Below are 14,668 nucleotides of genomic sequence, written 5' to 3'. Positions count from 1 at the left end.
GGACTGGAGCATGCAACTGAATTCCACCGAAATCAGCGAACTGATCAAGCAGCGCATTGCTCAGTTCAATGTAGTGAGCGAAGCTCACAATGAAGGTACTATCGTTTCCGTCAGCGACGGGATCATCCGCGTACACGGCCTGGCCGAAGTTATGCAGGGCGAAATGATCGCGCTGCCTGGCAACCGTTACGCAATCGCATTGAACCTGGAGCGCGACTCCGTCGGTGCCGTGGTCATGGGTCCGTACTCGGATCTGGCCGAAGGCATGAAGGTTAAATGTACTGGCCGTATCCTGGAAGTTCCAGTCGGTCGTGGTCTGCTGGGCCGCGTAGTTAACACCCTGGGCGCACCTATCGACGGCAAAGGCCCGATTGAAAACGACGGCTTCTCTCCGGTAGAAGCTATCGCGCCAGGCGTTATCGAGCGTCAGTCCGTTGATCAGCCGGTTCAAACTGGCTACAAATCCGTTGACGCCATGATTCCAATCGGCCGTGGCCAGCGTGAGCTGGTGATCGGTGACCGTCAGACCGGTAAAACCGCGCTGGCGATCGATGCGATCATCAACCAACGCGACTCCGGCATCAAATGCGTTTACGTGGCTATCGGCCAGAAAGCGTCCACCATCGCTAACGTGGTGCGCAAACTGGAAGAGCACGGCGCACTGGCCAACACCATTGTGGTTGTGGCGACCGCTTCCGAATCCGCTGCACTGCAATACCTGGCGCCATACGCCGGTTGCGCAATGGGCGAATACTTCCGTGACCGCGGTGAAGATGCGCTGATCGTGTACGATGACCTGTCCAAACAGGCCGTTGCTTACCGCCAGATTTCCCTGCTGCTTCGTCGTCCGCCAGGTCGTGAAGCTTACCCAGGCGACGTATTCTACCTGCACTCCCGCTTGCTGGAGCGTGCAGCGCGCGTTAACGCCGAATACGTTGAAGCCTTCACCAAAGGTGAAGTTAAAGGCCAAACCGGTTCACTGACCGCTCTGCCGATCATTGAAACCCAGGCGGGTGACGTTTCCGCGTTCGTTCCGACCAACGTAATCTCGATTACCGATGGTCAGATCTTCCTGGAATCCAACCTGTTCAACTCCGGTATTCGTCCGGCAGTTAACCCGGGTATCTCCGTATCCCGTGTTGGTGGCGCCGCGCAGACCAAGATCATGAAGAAACTGTCCGGTGGTATCCGTACCGCGCTGGCACAGTATCGTGAGCTGGCTGCGTTCTCCCAGTTCGCCTCCGATCTGGACGACGCTACCCGCAAACAGCTGAGCCACGGTCAGAAAGTGACCGAGCTGCTGAAACAGAAACAGTATGCGCCGATGTCGGTTGCACAACAGTCTCTGGTGCTGTTTGCCGCAGAACGCGGTTACCTGAACGACGTCGAAGTCGCCAAAGTGGTGAGCTTCGAAGCCGCGCTGGTCGCCTATGCGGACCGCGAGCACGCCGAACTGCTGAACCACATCAACCAAACTGGCAACTTCAATGATGAGATCGAGGGCAAGTTGAAAGACGTCCTCGAGACCTTCAAGAAAACCCAGTCCTGGTAACGCCGAACGGTCCTGCTGTTGAAAGACAGCAGGCCGTCTGGCACTGAGGAGAAGCAGAGATGGCCGGCGCAAAAGAGATACGTAGTAAGATCGCTAGCGTGCAAAACACGCAAAAGATCACTAAAGCGATGGAAATGGTCGCCGCCTCCAAAATGCGTAAATCGCAGGATCGCATGGCGGCCAGCCGTCCTTATGCAGAGACCATGCGCAAAGTGATTGGTCACCTTGCGTTAGGGAATCTGGAGTACAAGCACCCGTACCTGGATGAGCGTGACGTTAAGCGCGTCGGGTATCTGGTGGTGTCTACTGACCGTGGTCTCTGCGGCGGCTTGAACATCAACCTGTTCAAAAAGCTGCTGGCGGAGATGAAAGCCTGGTCCGAAAAAGGCGTCGAAACCGATTTGGCGCTGATTGGCTCTAAAGCGGCCTCTTTCTTTGGTTCCGTGGGCGGCAACGTGGTTGCCCAGGTGACCGGCATGGGGGACAAACCTTCCCTGTCGGATCTGATCGGGCCGGTGAAAGTGATGCTGCAGGCCTACGACGAAGGTCGTTTGGACAAGCTGTACATTGTCAGCAACAAATTTGTTAATACGATGTCCCAAGAGCCACAGGTGCTTCAGCTGCTGCCGTTACCGCCAGCCGATGACGAAGAGCTGAAGAAAACGCCTTGGGATTACCTGTATGAACCCGATCCAAAAGTGCTGCTTGATACCTTGCTGCGCCGCTATGTGGAGTCGCAGGTTTATCAGGGCGTCGTGGAAAACCTGGCCAGCGAGCAGGCCGCACGAATGGTCGCGATGAAAGCCGCAACCGATAACGGCGGTAGCCTGATCAAAGAGCTGCAGTTGGTATACAACAAGGCGCGTCAGGCCAGCATCACTCAGGAACTCACCGAGATCGTTTCGGGAGCCTCCGCGGTTTAAGCTAGGTTTACGAATTACGTAGAGGATTCAAGATGGCTACTGGAAAGATTATCCAGGTAATCGGCGCCGTGGTGGACGTCGAGTTCCCTCAGGATGCCGTACCAAAAGTGTACGATGCCCTTGAGGTAGAAAACGGCACCGAAAAACTGGTGTTGGAAGTTCAGCAACAGCTGGGCGGTGGCGTGGTTCGCTGTATCGCAATGGGGACCTCCGACGGTCTGCGTCGCGGTCTGAAAGTGAACAACCTGGACCACCCGATTGAAGTGCCGGTGGGTAAAGCTACCCTGGGCCGTATCATGAACGTATTGGGCCAACCGATCGACATGAAAGGCGACATCGGCGAAGAAGAGCGTTGGGCTATTCACCGCGCGGCGCCAAGCTACGAAGAGCTGTCCAGCTCCCAGGAACTGCTGGAAACCGGTATCAAGGTAATGGACCTGATTTGTCCGTTCGCCAAGGGCGGTAAAGTTGGTCTGTTCGGCGGTGCGGGCGTAGGTAAAACCGTAAACATGATGGAGCTGATCCGTAACATCGCGATCGAGCACTCCGGTTATTCCGTGTTTGCGGGCGTGGGCGAGCGTACTCGTGAGGGTAACGACTTCTACCACGAAATGACCGACTCCAACGTTCTGGACAAAGTATCCCTGGTTTACGGCCAGATGAACGAGCCACCAGGTAACCGTCTGCGCGTTGCGCTGACCGGTCTGACCATGGCGGAGAAATTCCGTGACGAAGGCCGTGACGTTCTGCTGTTCGTTGACAACATCTACCGTTACACCCTGGCCGGTACCGAAGTGTCCGCACTTCTGGGCCGTATGCCATCCGCGGTAGGTTATCAGCCAACGCTGGCGGAAGAGATGGGCGTTCTGCAAGAACGTATCACCTCGACCAAGACCGGTTCCATCACTTCCGTACAGGCCGTTTACGTTCCTGCGGATGACTTGACTGACCCGTCTCCAGCCACCACCTTTGCGCACTTGGACGCAACCGTGGTACTGAGCCGTAACATTGCTTCTCTGGGTATCTACCCGGCCGTTGACCCGCTGGATTCTACCAGCCGTCAGCTGGATCCGCTGGTTGTTGGCCAGGAGCACTACGACGTAGCGCGTGGCGTGCAGTCCATTCTGCAACGCTACCAGGAACTGAAAGATATCATCGCGATCCTGGGTATGGACGAGCTGTCTGAAGAAGACAAACTGGTCGTATCCCGTGCGCGTAAGATCCAACGCTTCCTGTCTCAGCCGTTCTTCGTGGCAGAAGTCTTCACCGGTTCTCCGGGCAAGTTCGTATCGCTGAAAGACACCATCCGTGGTTTCAAAGGCATTATGGACGGCGACTATGACCACCTGCCGGAGCAGGCGTTCTACATGGTTGGCACCATTGAAGAAGCAGTGGAAAAAGCCAAGAAACTGTAACGCCTTGAGAGGAGGGTGATATGGCTATGACTTACCATCTGGATGTAGTCAGCGCGGAAAAACAGATGTTTTCCGGCCTGGTGCAGAAGATCCAGGTGACAGGCAGCGAAGGTGAACTGGGGATCTTCCCTGGCCATGCGCCGCTGCTGACTGCCATCAAGCCTGGCATGGTGCGTATTGTTAAGCAGCACGGTGAAGAAGAGTTCATCTACCTGTCCGGCGGCATCCTCGAGGTGCAGCCGAGCGTGGTTACCGTGCTGGCGGACACTGCTATCCGTGGTACTGACCTCGACGAAGCGAGAGCGTTGGAAGCTAAGCGTAAAGCTGAAGAACACATTCGCAGCTCTCATGGCGATGTCGACTATGCTCAGGCATCCGCTGAACTGGCGAAAGCGATCGCAAAACTGCGCGTTATCGAGCTCACCAGAAAAGCGATGTAATGTTTGGGTGCCCTGCACCCAACTTTAAGAAAGCGGCCTATAGGGTCGCTTTTTTTTTACTTTAAAATAAGCATTTCAGCCCGGCTGGCGGTGTGGTGTATAACCCCTGATATCGGGAAAGAAACGTCGCCGAACGCCGACAGTTTTTTCGTCCTGAAGCCGAATCAGCCATGATGGCGGCAGGCCAAGAGGCGCGCGGCCTGCGCCGGGTTCGTGATGAGAAATATGTAGTAATATCGTCGCTAAACGGTTTTACTTTCGTCTATCAAAATGGAGTTATCAGGTTGCTTATGTCGAACAGCGCAATGAGCGTGGTCATCCTCGCCGCGGGCAAGGGTACGCGCATGTATTCCGATCTTCCCAAAGTGTTGCATCCGTTGGCCGGTAAGCCGATGGTGCAGCACGTCATTGATGCCGCGATGAAACTGGGCGCGCAACATGTTCACCTGGTATACGGCCACGGCGGCGATTTGTTGAAAAGCACGCTGACGGACGGCGCGCTGAACTGGGTGCTGCAGGCGGAGCAATTGGGCACCGGCCATGCAATGCAGCAGGCGGCGCCGCATTTTGCCGACGATGAAGACGTGCTGATGCTGTACGGTGACGTGCCTTTGATTTCCGTGGATACGCTGCAACGCCTGATTGCGGCCAAGCCGCAGGGCGGCATCGGTCTGCTGACGGTGAAACTGGACGATCCGAGCGGTTACGGCCGCATCGTGCGCGAGCAGGGCAACGTGGTGGGCATCGTTGAACACAAGGACGCCAGCGAGGCACAGCGTCAGATTAATGAGATCAATACCGGCATCCTGGTGGCGAACGGGCGCGATCTGAAGCGCTGGCTGGGGATGCTGAACAACGACAACGCACAGGGCGAGTTTTACATCACCGATATCATTGCGTTGGCCCATGCCGACGGCAAGAAAATCGAGGCTGTACACCCGTCGCGCCTGAGTGAAGTGGAAGGTGTGAACAACCGCCTGCAACTGGCGACCCTGGAACGCGTATTCCAGTCGGAACAGTCTGAAAAGCTGCTGTTGGCCGGCGTGATGCTGCTGGATCCGGCGCGTTTCGATTTGCGCGGGGAACTTGTTCACGGCCGCGACATCACTATTGATGCGAATGTGATTATCGAAGGTCACGTCAAGTTGGGCGATCGGGTGAAAATCGGCGCCGGCTGCGTGCTGAAAAACTGCGTGATCGGTGATGATTGCGAGATCAGTCCTTACAGCGTGCTGGAAGACAGCGTGCTGGAAGTCGGCTGCACCGTGGGGCCATTTGCCCGCCTGCGCCCAGGCGCGGAGCTGGCGGCAGGGGCCCACGTCGGCAACTTCGTGGAAATGAAAAAGGCGCGTCTGGGCAAAGGCTCCAAGGCCGGCCACCTCAGCTACCTGGGCGATGCCGAAATCGGCGATGACGTGAATATCGGCGCCGGCACCATCACCTGTAACTACGATGGCGCCAACAAGCACAAGACGCTGATCGGCGATGGGGTGTTCGTCGGTTCCGATACTCAGCTGGTGGCGCCGGTATCGGTCGGCAAAGGCTCCACCATCGCCGCAGGCACCACGGTGACGCGCGATATTGCCGAGAACGAATTGGTGCTGAGCCGCGTCAAGCAGGTGCACATTCAGGGCTGGCAACGTCCGGTGAAGAAGAAGTCATAGTGTGTTTTGCGTTGGGCTCTGTTCACGAGCCCAATACAAAACATAATAACCCCCACCATCTACAGGCTCGGGGGACGCACGGTAAAAACCGGCAAAAATCAGGTCAAGGCATCGAAAGCGCCCATGAAGGGCGTTCATTAGGAATATAACTGATGTGTGGAATTGTAGGCGCAGTAGCGCAACGTGATATCGCAGAAATCCTGTTGGAAGGTTTACGTCGTCTTGAGTACCGCGGTTATGACTCCGCCGGTCTGGCGGTGGTCGATGAAAAAGGCAACGTCAGTCGCCTGCGTCGCGTAGGCAAGGTACAAAAACTGGCCGAAGCGGCGGAGCAAACCGATCTGCACGGCGGTACCGGCATCGCTCACACCCGCTGGGCAACGCACGGTGAACCGACCGAAGCGAACGCGCACCCGCATGTTTCCGACTACATTACCGTGGTGCATAACGGCATCATCGAAAACCACGAACCGCTGCGCGAGCTGCTGATCGAACGTGGTTACCGTTTCAGCTCCGAAACCGACACCGAAGTGATCGCGCACCTGGTGCACTGGGAACAGTTGCAGGGCGGTACGCTGCTGGAAGTGGTTCAGCGCGTGATCCCACAGCTGCGCGGCGCTTACGGCACCGTGGTGATGGACAGCCGCGATCCGAGCGTATTGGTCGCGGCGCGCTCCGGCAGCCCGCTGGTTATCGGCCGCGGCGTTGGGGAAAACTTCATCGCCTCCGATCAGCTGGCGCTGCTGCCGGTCACCCGCCGCTTCATCTTCCTGGAAGAAGGCGACGTGGTGGAAGTGACTCGCCGCACCGTCAACATCTTCGACAAGCAGGGCAACGCCATCGAGCGTCCTGAGATCGAATCCCAGGTGCAGTATGACGCCGGCGACAAGGGCGCTTACCGTCACTACATGCAAAAAGAGATCTACGAACAGCCGCTGGCGCTGAAAAACACCCTGGAAGGGCGTTTCAGCCATGGCCAAATCAACCTGAGCGAGCTGGGCCCGCACGCCGACGAGCTGCTGGCCAAGGTGCAACACGTGCAGATCATCGCCTGTGGGACTTCTTACCACTCCGGGATGGTGGCGCGCTACTGGTTTGAAGCGTTGGCCGGCGTGCCGTGCGACGTCGAGATCGCGTCCGAATTCCGTTACCGCAAATCGGCGGTGCGTCCGGGCAGCCTGATCATCACCCTGTCGCAGTCCGGCGAAACCGCCGACACGTTAGCGGCGCTGCGCCTGTCCAAAGAGCTGGGTTATCTTGGTTCGCTGGCCGTTTGTAACGTTGCGGGCTCTTCGCTGGTGCGTGAATCCGATCTGGCGTTGATGACCAAAGCGGGCACGGAAATCGGCGTAGCCTCGACCAAAGCCTTCACCACGCAGCTCACCGTGCTGTTGATGCTGGTGGCGCGCCTGGGCCGCCTGAAAGGCATGGCGGAAAGCGTGGAGCAGGAGATCGTGCACGGCCTGCAGGCGCTGCCGGCGCGTATCGAGCAGATGCTGTCGATGGATAAAGAGATCGAAGCGCTGGCGGAAGGCTTCTCCGACAAGCACCATGCGCTGTTCCTCGGCCGCGGCGATCAGTATCCGATCGCCATGGAAGGGGCGCTGAAGCTGAAAGAGATCTCCTATATTCACGCCGAAGCTTATGCGGCGGGCGAGTTGAAACACGGCCCGCTGGCGCTGATCGACGCCGATATGCCGGTGATCGTGGTGGCGCCAAACAACGAACTGCTGGAAAAGCTGAAGTCCAACATTGAAGAAGTGCGCGCGCGCGGCGGCCAGCTGTACGTGTTCGCCGATCAGGACGCCGGCTTTGTCAGCAGCGAAGGCATGACCATCATTCCTCTGCCGCACGTCGAGGAAATCGTCGCGCCGATCTTCTACACCGTGCCGTTGCAGCTGCTGTCTTACCACGTGGCGCTGATCAAAGGCACCGACGTTGACCAGCCACGCAACCTGGCGAAGTCTGTCACCGTAGAGTAATTTGCCGCAGGTAAACTGCAAAAGCCGGCCTTCGCGCCGGCTTTTTTCATGAGCGGCCTTAAAGATGACAGCGCGACCGATTCGGCGATAAACGTTGTCATATTCAAGCGGATAGGCCGCGCCAAAACGGTTTTTTTATTGCTTGGCAAATGTGCTGTTTCACAACTAACTTTTTGATTTATAGATAAAACAATACCCATCAAACGCACTGTAATATAACTGTCATATTGCGTACATTTTTCTGTCACCAAACTGTCCTATTTTCCCTCCTGCAGCAATACTTACTCTGATTAAAACGACTCGAAGTCGATTTTAAGTATCCCATTAGGAGGGATTATGAAACTGATGCGTACCACCGTCGCCAGTATTGTGGCAGCGACCTTCTCCCTGACCGCCGTGTCCGCGTTCGCTGCTGCCAGCCTGACCGGTGCAGGTGCGACATTCCCCGCTCCGGTTTACGCTAAGTGGGCAGATTCTTATCAGAAAGAAACCGGCAACAAAGTTAACTATCAGGGCATCGGCTCCTCTGGCGGCGTGAAGCAAATCGTGGCCAACACCGTTGACTTTGGCGCTTCCGATGCTCCGCTGTCTGACGACAAACTGGCGGCCGATGGCCTGTTCCAGTTCCCGACCGTGATCGGCGGCGTGGTACTGGCGGTGAATATCCCGGGCATCAAATCCGGCGAACTGACGCTGGACGGTAAAACCCTGGGCGATATCTACCTGGGCAACGTCAAAAAGTGGAACGATCCGGCTATCACCAAGCTGAACCCTGGCGTGAAACTGCCTGACCAGAACATCGCCGTAGTGCGCCGCGCCGACGGTTCCGGCACCTCGTTCGTGTTTACCAGCTACCTGTCCAAGGCCAACGCGCAGTGGAAAGAGAAGATTGGCGCCGGTTCTACCGTTAACTGGCCGACCGGTCTGGGCGGCAAAGGCAACGACGGCATCGCCGCCTTCGTTCAGCGTCTGCCTGGCTCTATCGGCTACGTAGAATACGCTTACGCCAAACAGAATAACCTGGCTTACACCAAGCTGGTATCCGCCGACGGCAAACCGGTTAGCCCGACCGAAGAGAGCTTCAGCAACGCGGCCAAAGGCGTGGATTGGAGCAAGACCTTCGCTCAGGATCTGACTGACCAGAAAGGCGACAACGTGTGGCCAATCACCTCCACCACCTTCATTTTGGTGCACAAAGAGCAGAAAAACCCTGCTCAGGGTGCCGAAGTGCTGAAGTTCTTCGACTGGGCTTATAAAACCGGCGCCAAGCAGGCGAACGAGCTGGATTACGCCACCCTGCCGACAGAAGTGGTTGAGCAGGTGCGCGCGGCCTGGAAAACCAACGTAAAAGACAGTTCAGGTAAAGCGCTGTACTAACAACGCAGGGGCGCGGGTTCGCCGCGCCCCACACAGTTCTTCAGGCTCCGATCCCGGTTGGGGCTGCCAGGGTTCAAACAGAGAGTAATCTATGGCTGAGTACAAGCCGACCATCAAAGCACCGGGCAAAAACGGTGACATCATTTTCAGCGCGCTGGTGAGACTGGCTGCGCTGATTACCCTATTGTTGCTGGGCGGCATCATCGTTTCGCTGATCTTCGCCTCCTGGCCAAGCATGCAGAAATTCGGCTTCGCCTTCCTGTGGACCAAAGAGTGGGACGCACCGGCGGAGCAGTTCGGCGCGCTGGTGCCGATCTACGGTACCGTGGTCACCTCGCTCATCGCGCTGATCATCGCCGTGCCGGTGAGTTTCGGCATCGCGCTGTTCCTGACCGAACTGGCGCCGAACTGGTTGAAGCGGCCGCTGGGCATCGCCATTGAGCTGCTGGCGGCCATCCCAAGCATCGTCTACGGCATGTGGGGCCTGTTTGTGTTCGCCCCGCTGTTCGCCGAATACTTCCAGACGCCGGTGGGCGACGTGCTGTCGGGCATTCCTATCGTCGGCGAGCTGTTCTCCGGCCCGGCCTTCGGCATCGGTATCCTGGCCGCCGGGGTGATCCTGGCGATCATGATCATTCCTTACATCGCCGCGGTGATGCGCGACGTGTTCGAACAGACGCCGGTAATGATGAAAGAGTCGGCCTACGGCATCGGCTGCACCACTTGGGAAGTCATCTGGCGCATCGTGCTGCCGTTCACCAAAAACGGCGTCATCGGCGGCGTGATGCTGGGCCTGGGCCGTGCGCTGGGGGAAACCATGGCGGTGACCTTTATCATCGGCAACACCTACCAGCTCGACAGCGCTTCGCTGTATATGCCGGGCAACAGCATCACCTCGGCGCTGGCCAACGAATTCGCCGAAGCTGAGTCCGGCGTGCACACCGCCGCGTTGATGGAGCTGGGCCTGATTCTGTTTGTTATCACCTTTATCGTGCTGGCGCTGTCGAAACTGATGATCATGCGTCTGGCCAAGAATGAGGGGCGTTAACATGGCGACGATGGATATGCAAAACGCAGTCGTTCTGGCGGAAAGCCGCCGCAAAATGCAGGCCTGGCGCCGGCAGAAAAACCGCCTCGCGCTGTTCCTGTCGATGGCGACCATGGCGTTCGGGTTGTTCTGGCTGATCTGGATCCTGATCGCCACCGTCACCAAAGGCTTCGACGGCATGTCGCTGGCGCTGTTCACCGAGATGACCCCGCCGCCGAATACCGCAGGCGGCGGCTTGGCCAACGCTATCGCCGGCAGCGGCCTGTTGATCCTGTGGGCGACCCTTTTCGGTACGCCGCTGGGCATCATGGCCGGCATCTACCTGGCGGAATACGGCCGTAAATCCTGGCTGGCGGAAGTGATCCGCTTTATCAACGACATTCTTTTGTCCGCACCGTCGATCGTGGTGGGCCTGTTCGTTTACACCATCGTGGTGGCGAAGATGGAACACTTCTCCGGCTGGGCCGGCATCGTGGCGCTGGCGCTGCTGCAGGTGCCGATCGTCATTCGTACCACCGAGAACATGCTGAAACTGGTACCGGATACGCTGCGCGAGGCCGCTTATGCCCTGGGTACGCCGAAATGGCGCATGATTTCCGCCATCACGCTGAAGGCGTCGGTGTCCGGCATCATCACCGGCGTGCTGCTGGCGATTGCACGCATCGCGGGGGAAACCGCACCGCTGCTGTTCACTTCACTGTCGAACCAGTTCTGGAGCACCGACCTGATGCAGCCGATCGCCAACCTGCCGGTGACCATCTTCAAATTCGCCATGAGCCCGTTCGCCGAATGGCAACAGCTGGCCTGGGCCGGGGTGCTGTTGATCACCCTGTGCGTACTGTTACTGAATATCCTGGCGCGCGTGGTTTTCGCCAAGAAAAAGCATTCATAAAATTTTGAGCGCCGCTTTGGCGGCGCTGATGAAAAGAGAGAAGTCTTGATGAGTATGGTTACTGACGCTTCCAGCAGCAAAATTCAGGTACGCGATCTGAACTTCTACTATGGCAAATTCCATGCGCTGAAGAACATCACGCTGGATATCGCCAAGAACAAGGTCACCGCGTTTATCGGCCCGTCCGGCTGCGGCAAATCTACCCTGCTGCGCACCTTCAACAAGATGTACCAGCTGTACCCGGAACAGCGTGCGGAAGGCGGCATCCTGCTGGACGGCCAGAACATCCTGACCGACAACTCGGATATCGCACTGCTGCGCGCCAAGGTCGGCATGGTGTTCCAGAAGCCGACGCCGTTCCCGATGTCGATTTATGACAACATCGCCTTCGGCGTTCGCCTGTTTGAAAAGCTGTCGCGTGCCGATATGGACGAGCGCGTACAGTGGGCGCTGACCAAAGCGGCGCTGTGGAATGAAACCAAGGACAAGCTGCACCAGAGCGGCTACAGCCTCTCCGGCGGCCAGCAGCAGCGTCTGTGCATCGCCCGCGGCATCGCCATTCGTCCGGAAGTGTTGTTGCTGGATGAGCCTTGCTCGGCGCTGGATCCGATCTCCACCGGCAAGATTGAAGAGCTGATCAGCGAGCTGAAGGCTGATTACACCGTGGTGATCGTGACGCACAACATGCAGCAGGCGGCGCGCTGCTCCGACTCTACCGCATTTATGTATCTGGGCGAGCTGATCGAGTTCAGTGATACTGATAACCTGTTCACTGCGCCGCAGAAAAAGCAGACTGAAGACTACATCACTGGCCGTTATGGTTGATAGGAAGCATCATGGATAACCTGAATTTAAACAAACACATTTCCGGCCAGTTCAACGCAGAGCTCGAGCATATCCGCACCCAGGTGCTGACCATGGGCGGGCTGGTGGAGCAGCAGCTGACCGACGCCATCACCGCGATGCACAATCAGGATGGCGAGCTGGCCAAGCGCGTGATCGAAGGCGACGCCAAGGTCAACATGATGGAAGTGGCGATCGATGAAGCCTGCGTGCGCATTATCGCCAAGCGCCAGCCGACCGCCAGCGATCTGCGTCTGGTGATGGCGATCATCAAAACCATTTCCGAGCTGGAGCGCATCGGCGACGTGGCGGACAAGATCTGCCGCACCGCGCTGGAGAAGTTCTCGCACCAGCACCAGCCGCTGCTGGTCAGCCTGGAGTCGCTGGGGCGCCACACCGTGCAGATGCTGCACGACGTGCTGGACGCCTTCGCGCGCATGGATCTGGACGAGGCGATCCGTATTTACCGGGAAGATAAAAAGGTCGACCAGGAATACGAAGGCATCGTGCGTCAGCTGATGACCTACATGATGGAAGATTCGCGCACCATTCCGAGCGTGCTGACCGCGCTGTTCTGCGCCCGTTCTATCGAGCGTATCGGCGATCGCTGCCAGAACATCTGCGAATTTATCTTCTATTTCGTCAAAGGGCAGGATTTCCGTCATTTGGGCGGCGACGCCCTGGAAAAGCTGCTGTCTCCGGGCGGTAAAGACGAAAAAGATGACTAACCCTTTCCGGGTAATATCCTCCCAAGGCGCGGTTTCCCGCGCCTTTATTCCATCTTAAACGCGTAAAGATAAAAAGGTTATAAATATAGCTTTTTATATTATTTCCTGACCTATGTGGCGCTTGCTAGCTTATCCGCCAGCAGGACATCAACCACTTAGGAGCTTTCTATGAAACATCGCGCTTTGGCCTTAACGTTGTTAGCCAGTCTGACCGGTTTCGCCGCCGGCGCCGCGCACGCGGACAAACTTGACGATATCAAGCAAGCCGGCGTGGTGCGCATCGCGGTGTTCGACAGTAACCCGCCGTTCGGCTACATCGATCCGCAGAGCAAGAAGCTGGTGGGCTACGATGTGGACGTCGCCGACGCGATCGGCAAAGCGCTGGGGGTGAAAGTGGAGCTGCGCGCCACCAACCCGGCCAACCGCATTCCGCTGCTGGTGTCGAAGAAGGTTGACCTGATTGCCGCCAACTTCACCATTACCGACGAGCGCGCCAAGGAAGTGAACTTCAGCGTGCCGTACTTCGCCACTGGGCAGAAATTCATCGCCCGTAAAGGCGTGCTGAAAACGCCGGAAGACATCAAGAAACTGCGCATCGGCGCGGACAAGGGCACGGTGCAGGAAATCACCCTGCGCGAGCGTTTCCCGACGGCGAAAGTGATCTCCTACGATGATACCCCGCTGGCGTTCGTGGCGCTGCGTAACGGCAACGTGCAGGCGATCACTCAGGACGACGCCAAGCTGGTCGGCCTGCTCGGCAACCTGCCGGCGGCGCAAAAGGCGGAGTTTGAAATTTCGCCGTTCAGCCTGACCAAAGAGTATCAGGGGGTCGGCATTCCCAAGGGCGAAGATCGCCTGACCGCTGCGGTGAACGAGACGCTGATCAAGCTGGAAAACGACGGCGAAGCGGTTAAGATTTACGATCGCTGGTTCGGGCCGGAAACCAAATCCGCTCAACCGCGCGGCGATTTCAAAATCGCGCCTTTGGATCAGCAACCAAAAGCCTGACTTAACCGCTTGCGGTGAGATAGGCACGGAGGGGCGCAGCTTGCTGCGCCCCTGATGCATTCTGCAAGACAAGGATTGAACATGAACCTGGACTGGCTGCTGGCGCCGCAATACCTGAGCTGGCTGTGGCATGGCTTTCTGCTGACGCTGTGGCTTTCCGCCTGCGCGGGCCTGGCGGCCACGTTGCTGGGCTTTGTGCTGGCGGCGATGCGCGACAGCAGCCTGCGGCCGTTGCGTTGGCTGGCGATGGGGCACAGCTCGCTGTTTCGCAATACGCCGCTGCTGGTGCAGCTGTTTTTCTGGTACTTCGCCGCCGGGCAGATCCTGCCGTCCGCCGCCATGCAGTGGCTGAACAGCTCACATCAGGTCGGCCCGCTTGAGTGGCCGTCGTTCGAGTTTCTCGCCGGTTTCTTTGGCCTGACGCTCTACTCCACCGCCTTTATCGCCGAAGAGATCCGCTCCGGCATTCGCGGCGTCGCTGGCGGGCAGAAATATGCCGCTCAGGCGCTGGGACTGACCGGCTGGCAGGCGATGCGCTACGTGGTGTTGCCGCAGGCGCTGAAAATCGCGCTGCCGCCGCTGCTGGGGCAATACATGAACGTGATCAAGAACTCGTCGCTGACCATGGCGATCGGCGTTGCCGAACTCTCTTACGCCTCGCGTCAGGTCGAAACCGAAACCCTGCGCACCTTCCAGGCGTTCGGCGTGGCGACGGTGCTGTATATCGCCATCATCGCGCTGCTGGAAGGTTGGGGCATGTGGCGACAACAGCGTAAACCGCTGGGAGGACATTGAG

The 14,668-nt window shown here is 57.8% G+C and carries 13 protein-coding genes; all 13 read left to right on the top strand.

What is annotated here, in order from left to right; genetic code table 11:
- The first annotated feature begins 10 nt into the window (after positions 1–10).
- On the top strand, positions 11–1,552 hold the full coding sequence (gene atpA / locus FOT55_RS10765) for a F0F1 ATP synthase subunit alpha (RefSeq protein WP_025304742.1): 1,542 nt from the start codon (positions 11–13) through the stop codon (positions 1,550–1,552).
- A gap of 59 nt (positions 1,553–1,611) precedes the next feature.
- Positions 1,612–2,475 (top strand): F0F1 ATP synthase subunit gamma, encoded by an 864-nt coding sequence (gene atpG / locus FOT55_RS10760; protein WP_004933811.1) that lies wholly within the window; start codon positions 1,612–1,614, stop codon positions 2,473–2,475.
- 32 nt (positions 2,476–2,507) lie between these two features.
- Positions 2,508–3,890 carry a F0F1 ATP synthase subunit beta gene (atpD, locus tag FOT55_RS10755; RefSeq protein WP_004933813.1) on the top strand — a complete coding sequence of 461 codons (1,383 nt, stop codon included), beginning with the start codon at positions 2,508–2,510 and terminating at the stop codon, positions 3,888–3,890.
- Positions 3,891–3,910: 20 nt separating this feature from the next.
- Positions 3,911–4,330: a F0F1 ATP synthase subunit epsilon gene (locus FOT55_RS10750; RefSeq protein ID WP_004933814.1), complete on the top strand. Its 420-nt coding sequence runs from the start codon at positions 3,911–3,913 to the stop codon at positions 4,328–4,330.
- Between the two features lie 290 nt (positions 4,331–4,620).
- Positions 4,621–5,994 carry a bifunctional UDP-N-acetylglucosamine diphosphorylase/glucosamine-1-phosphate N-acetyltransferase GlmU gene (gene glmU / locus FOT55_RS10745; RefSeq protein ID WP_043140716.1) on the top strand — a complete coding sequence of 458 codons (1,374 nt, stop codon included), beginning with the start codon at positions 4,621–4,623 and terminating at the stop codon, positions 5,992–5,994.
- A gap of 152 nt (positions 5,995–6,146) precedes the next feature.
- Positions 6,147–7,976: a glutamine--fructose-6-phosphate transaminase (isomerizing) gene (gene glmS / locus FOT55_RS10740; RefSeq protein WP_043140722.1), complete on the top strand. Its 1,830-nt coding sequence runs from the start codon at positions 6,147–6,149 to the stop codon at positions 7,974–7,976.
- A 336-nt stretch (positions 7,977–8,312) separates the two neighbouring features.
- Positions 8,313–9,353, top strand: coding sequence for a phosphate ABC transporter substrate-binding protein PstS (gene pstS / locus FOT55_RS10735; RefSeq protein WP_043140725.1), 1,041 nt, complete (start codon positions 8,313–8,315; stop codon positions 9,351–9,353).
- Positions 9,354–9,444: 91 nt separating this feature from the next.
- Positions 9,445–10,401 carry a phosphate ABC transporter permease PstC gene (gene pstC, locus FOT55_RS10730; RefSeq protein WP_016929615.1) on the top strand — a complete coding sequence of 319 codons (957 nt, stop codon included), beginning with the start codon at positions 9,445–9,447 and terminating at the stop codon, positions 10,399–10,401.
- A gap of 1 nt (position 10,402) precedes the next feature.
- Positions 10,403–11,293 (top strand): phosphate ABC transporter permease PstA, encoded by an 891-nt coding sequence (gene pstA / locus FOT55_RS10725; protein ID WP_025304746.1) that lies wholly within the window; start codon positions 10,403–10,405, stop codon positions 11,291–11,293.
- 54 nt (positions 11,294–11,347) lie between these two features.
- Positions 11,348–12,118, top strand: a complete 771-nt coding sequence (pstB, locus tag FOT55_RS10720; protein ID WP_016929614.1) for a phosphate ABC transporter ATP-binding protein PstB — start codon at positions 11,348–11,350, stop codon at positions 12,116–12,118.
- A gap of 11 nt (positions 12,119–12,129) precedes the next feature.
- Positions 12,130–12,864 carry a phosphate signaling complex protein PhoU gene (gene phoU / locus FOT55_RS10715; RefSeq protein WP_004933833.1) on the top strand — a complete coding sequence of 245 codons (735 nt, stop codon included), beginning with the start codon at positions 12,130–12,132 and terminating at the stop codon, positions 12,862–12,864.
- A 168-nt stretch (positions 12,865–13,032) separates the two neighbouring features.
- Positions 13,033–13,872 carry an ABC transporter substrate-binding protein gene (locus FOT55_RS10710; RefSeq protein ID WP_147823463.1) on the top strand — a complete coding sequence of 280 codons (840 nt, stop codon included), beginning with the start codon at positions 13,033–13,035 and terminating at the stop codon, positions 13,870–13,872.
- Positions 13,873–13,953: 81 nt separating this feature from the next.
- A complete protein-coding gene (locus FOT55_RS10705; RefSeq protein ID WP_147823462.1) occupies positions 13,954–14,667 on the top strand; it encodes an amino acid ABC transporter permease in 714 nt (237 codons plus the stop codon).
- The last annotated feature ends 1 nt before the right edge of the window (position 14,668 follow it).

The sequence above is a fragment of the Serratia bockelmannii genome, assembly GCF_008011855.1.
GTDB classification, from domain to species: Bacteria; Pseudomonadota; Gammaproteobacteria; order Enterobacterales; family Enterobacteriaceae; genus Serratia; species Serratia bockelmannii.
This window is presented reverse-complemented; position numbering and strand designations above follow the sequence as displayed.

Excerpts from the sequence above, each read along its gene's own strand:
- atpA (WP_025304742.1), top strand. The coding sequence starts at position 11 with ATGCAACTGAATTCCACCGAAATCAGCGAACTGATCAAGCAGCGCATT.
- atpG (WP_004933811.1), top strand. The coding sequence starts at position 1,612 with ATGGCCGGCGCAAAAGAGATACGTAGTAAGATCGCTAGCGTGCAAAAC.
- atpD (WP_004933813.1), top strand. The coding sequence starts at position 2,508 with ATGGCTACTGGAAAGATTATCCAGGTAATCGGCGCCGTGGTGGACGTC.
- FOT55_RS10750 (WP_004933814.1), top strand. The coding sequence starts at position 3,911 with ATGGCTATGACTTACCATCTGGATGTAGTCAGCGCGGAAAAACAGATG.
- glmU (WP_043140716.1), top strand. The coding sequence starts at position 4,621 with ATGTCGAACAGCGCAATGAGCGTGGTCATCCTCGCCGCGGGCAAGGGT.
- glmS (WP_043140722.1), top strand. The coding sequence starts at position 6,147 with ATGTGTGGAATTGTAGGCGCAGTAGCGCAACGTGATATCGCAGAAATC.
- pstS (WP_043140725.1), top strand. The coding sequence starts at position 8,313 with ATGAAACTGATGCGTACCACCGTCGCCAGTATTGTGGCAGCGACCTTC.
- pstC (WP_016929615.1), top strand. The coding sequence starts at position 9,445 with ATGGCTGAGTACAAGCCGACCATCAAAGCACCGGGCAAAAACGGTGAC.
- pstA (WP_025304746.1), top strand. The coding sequence starts at position 10,403 with ATGGCGACGATGGATATGCAAAACGCAGTCGTTCTGGCGGAAAGCCGC.
- pstB (WP_016929614.1), top strand. The coding sequence starts at position 11,348 with ATGGTTACTGACGCTTCCAGCAGCAAAATTCAGGTACGCGATCTGAAC.
- phoU (WP_004933833.1), top strand. The coding sequence starts at position 12,130 with ATGGATAACCTGAATTTAAACAAACACATTTCCGGCCAGTTCAACGCA.
- FOT55_RS10710 (WP_147823463.1), top strand. The coding sequence starts at position 13,033 with ATGAAACATCGCGCTTTGGCCTTAACGTTGTTAGCCAGTCTGACCGGT.
- FOT55_RS10705 (WP_147823462.1), top strand. The coding sequence starts at position 13,954 with ATGAACCTGGACTGGCTGCTGGCGCCGCAATACCTGAGCTGGCTGTGG.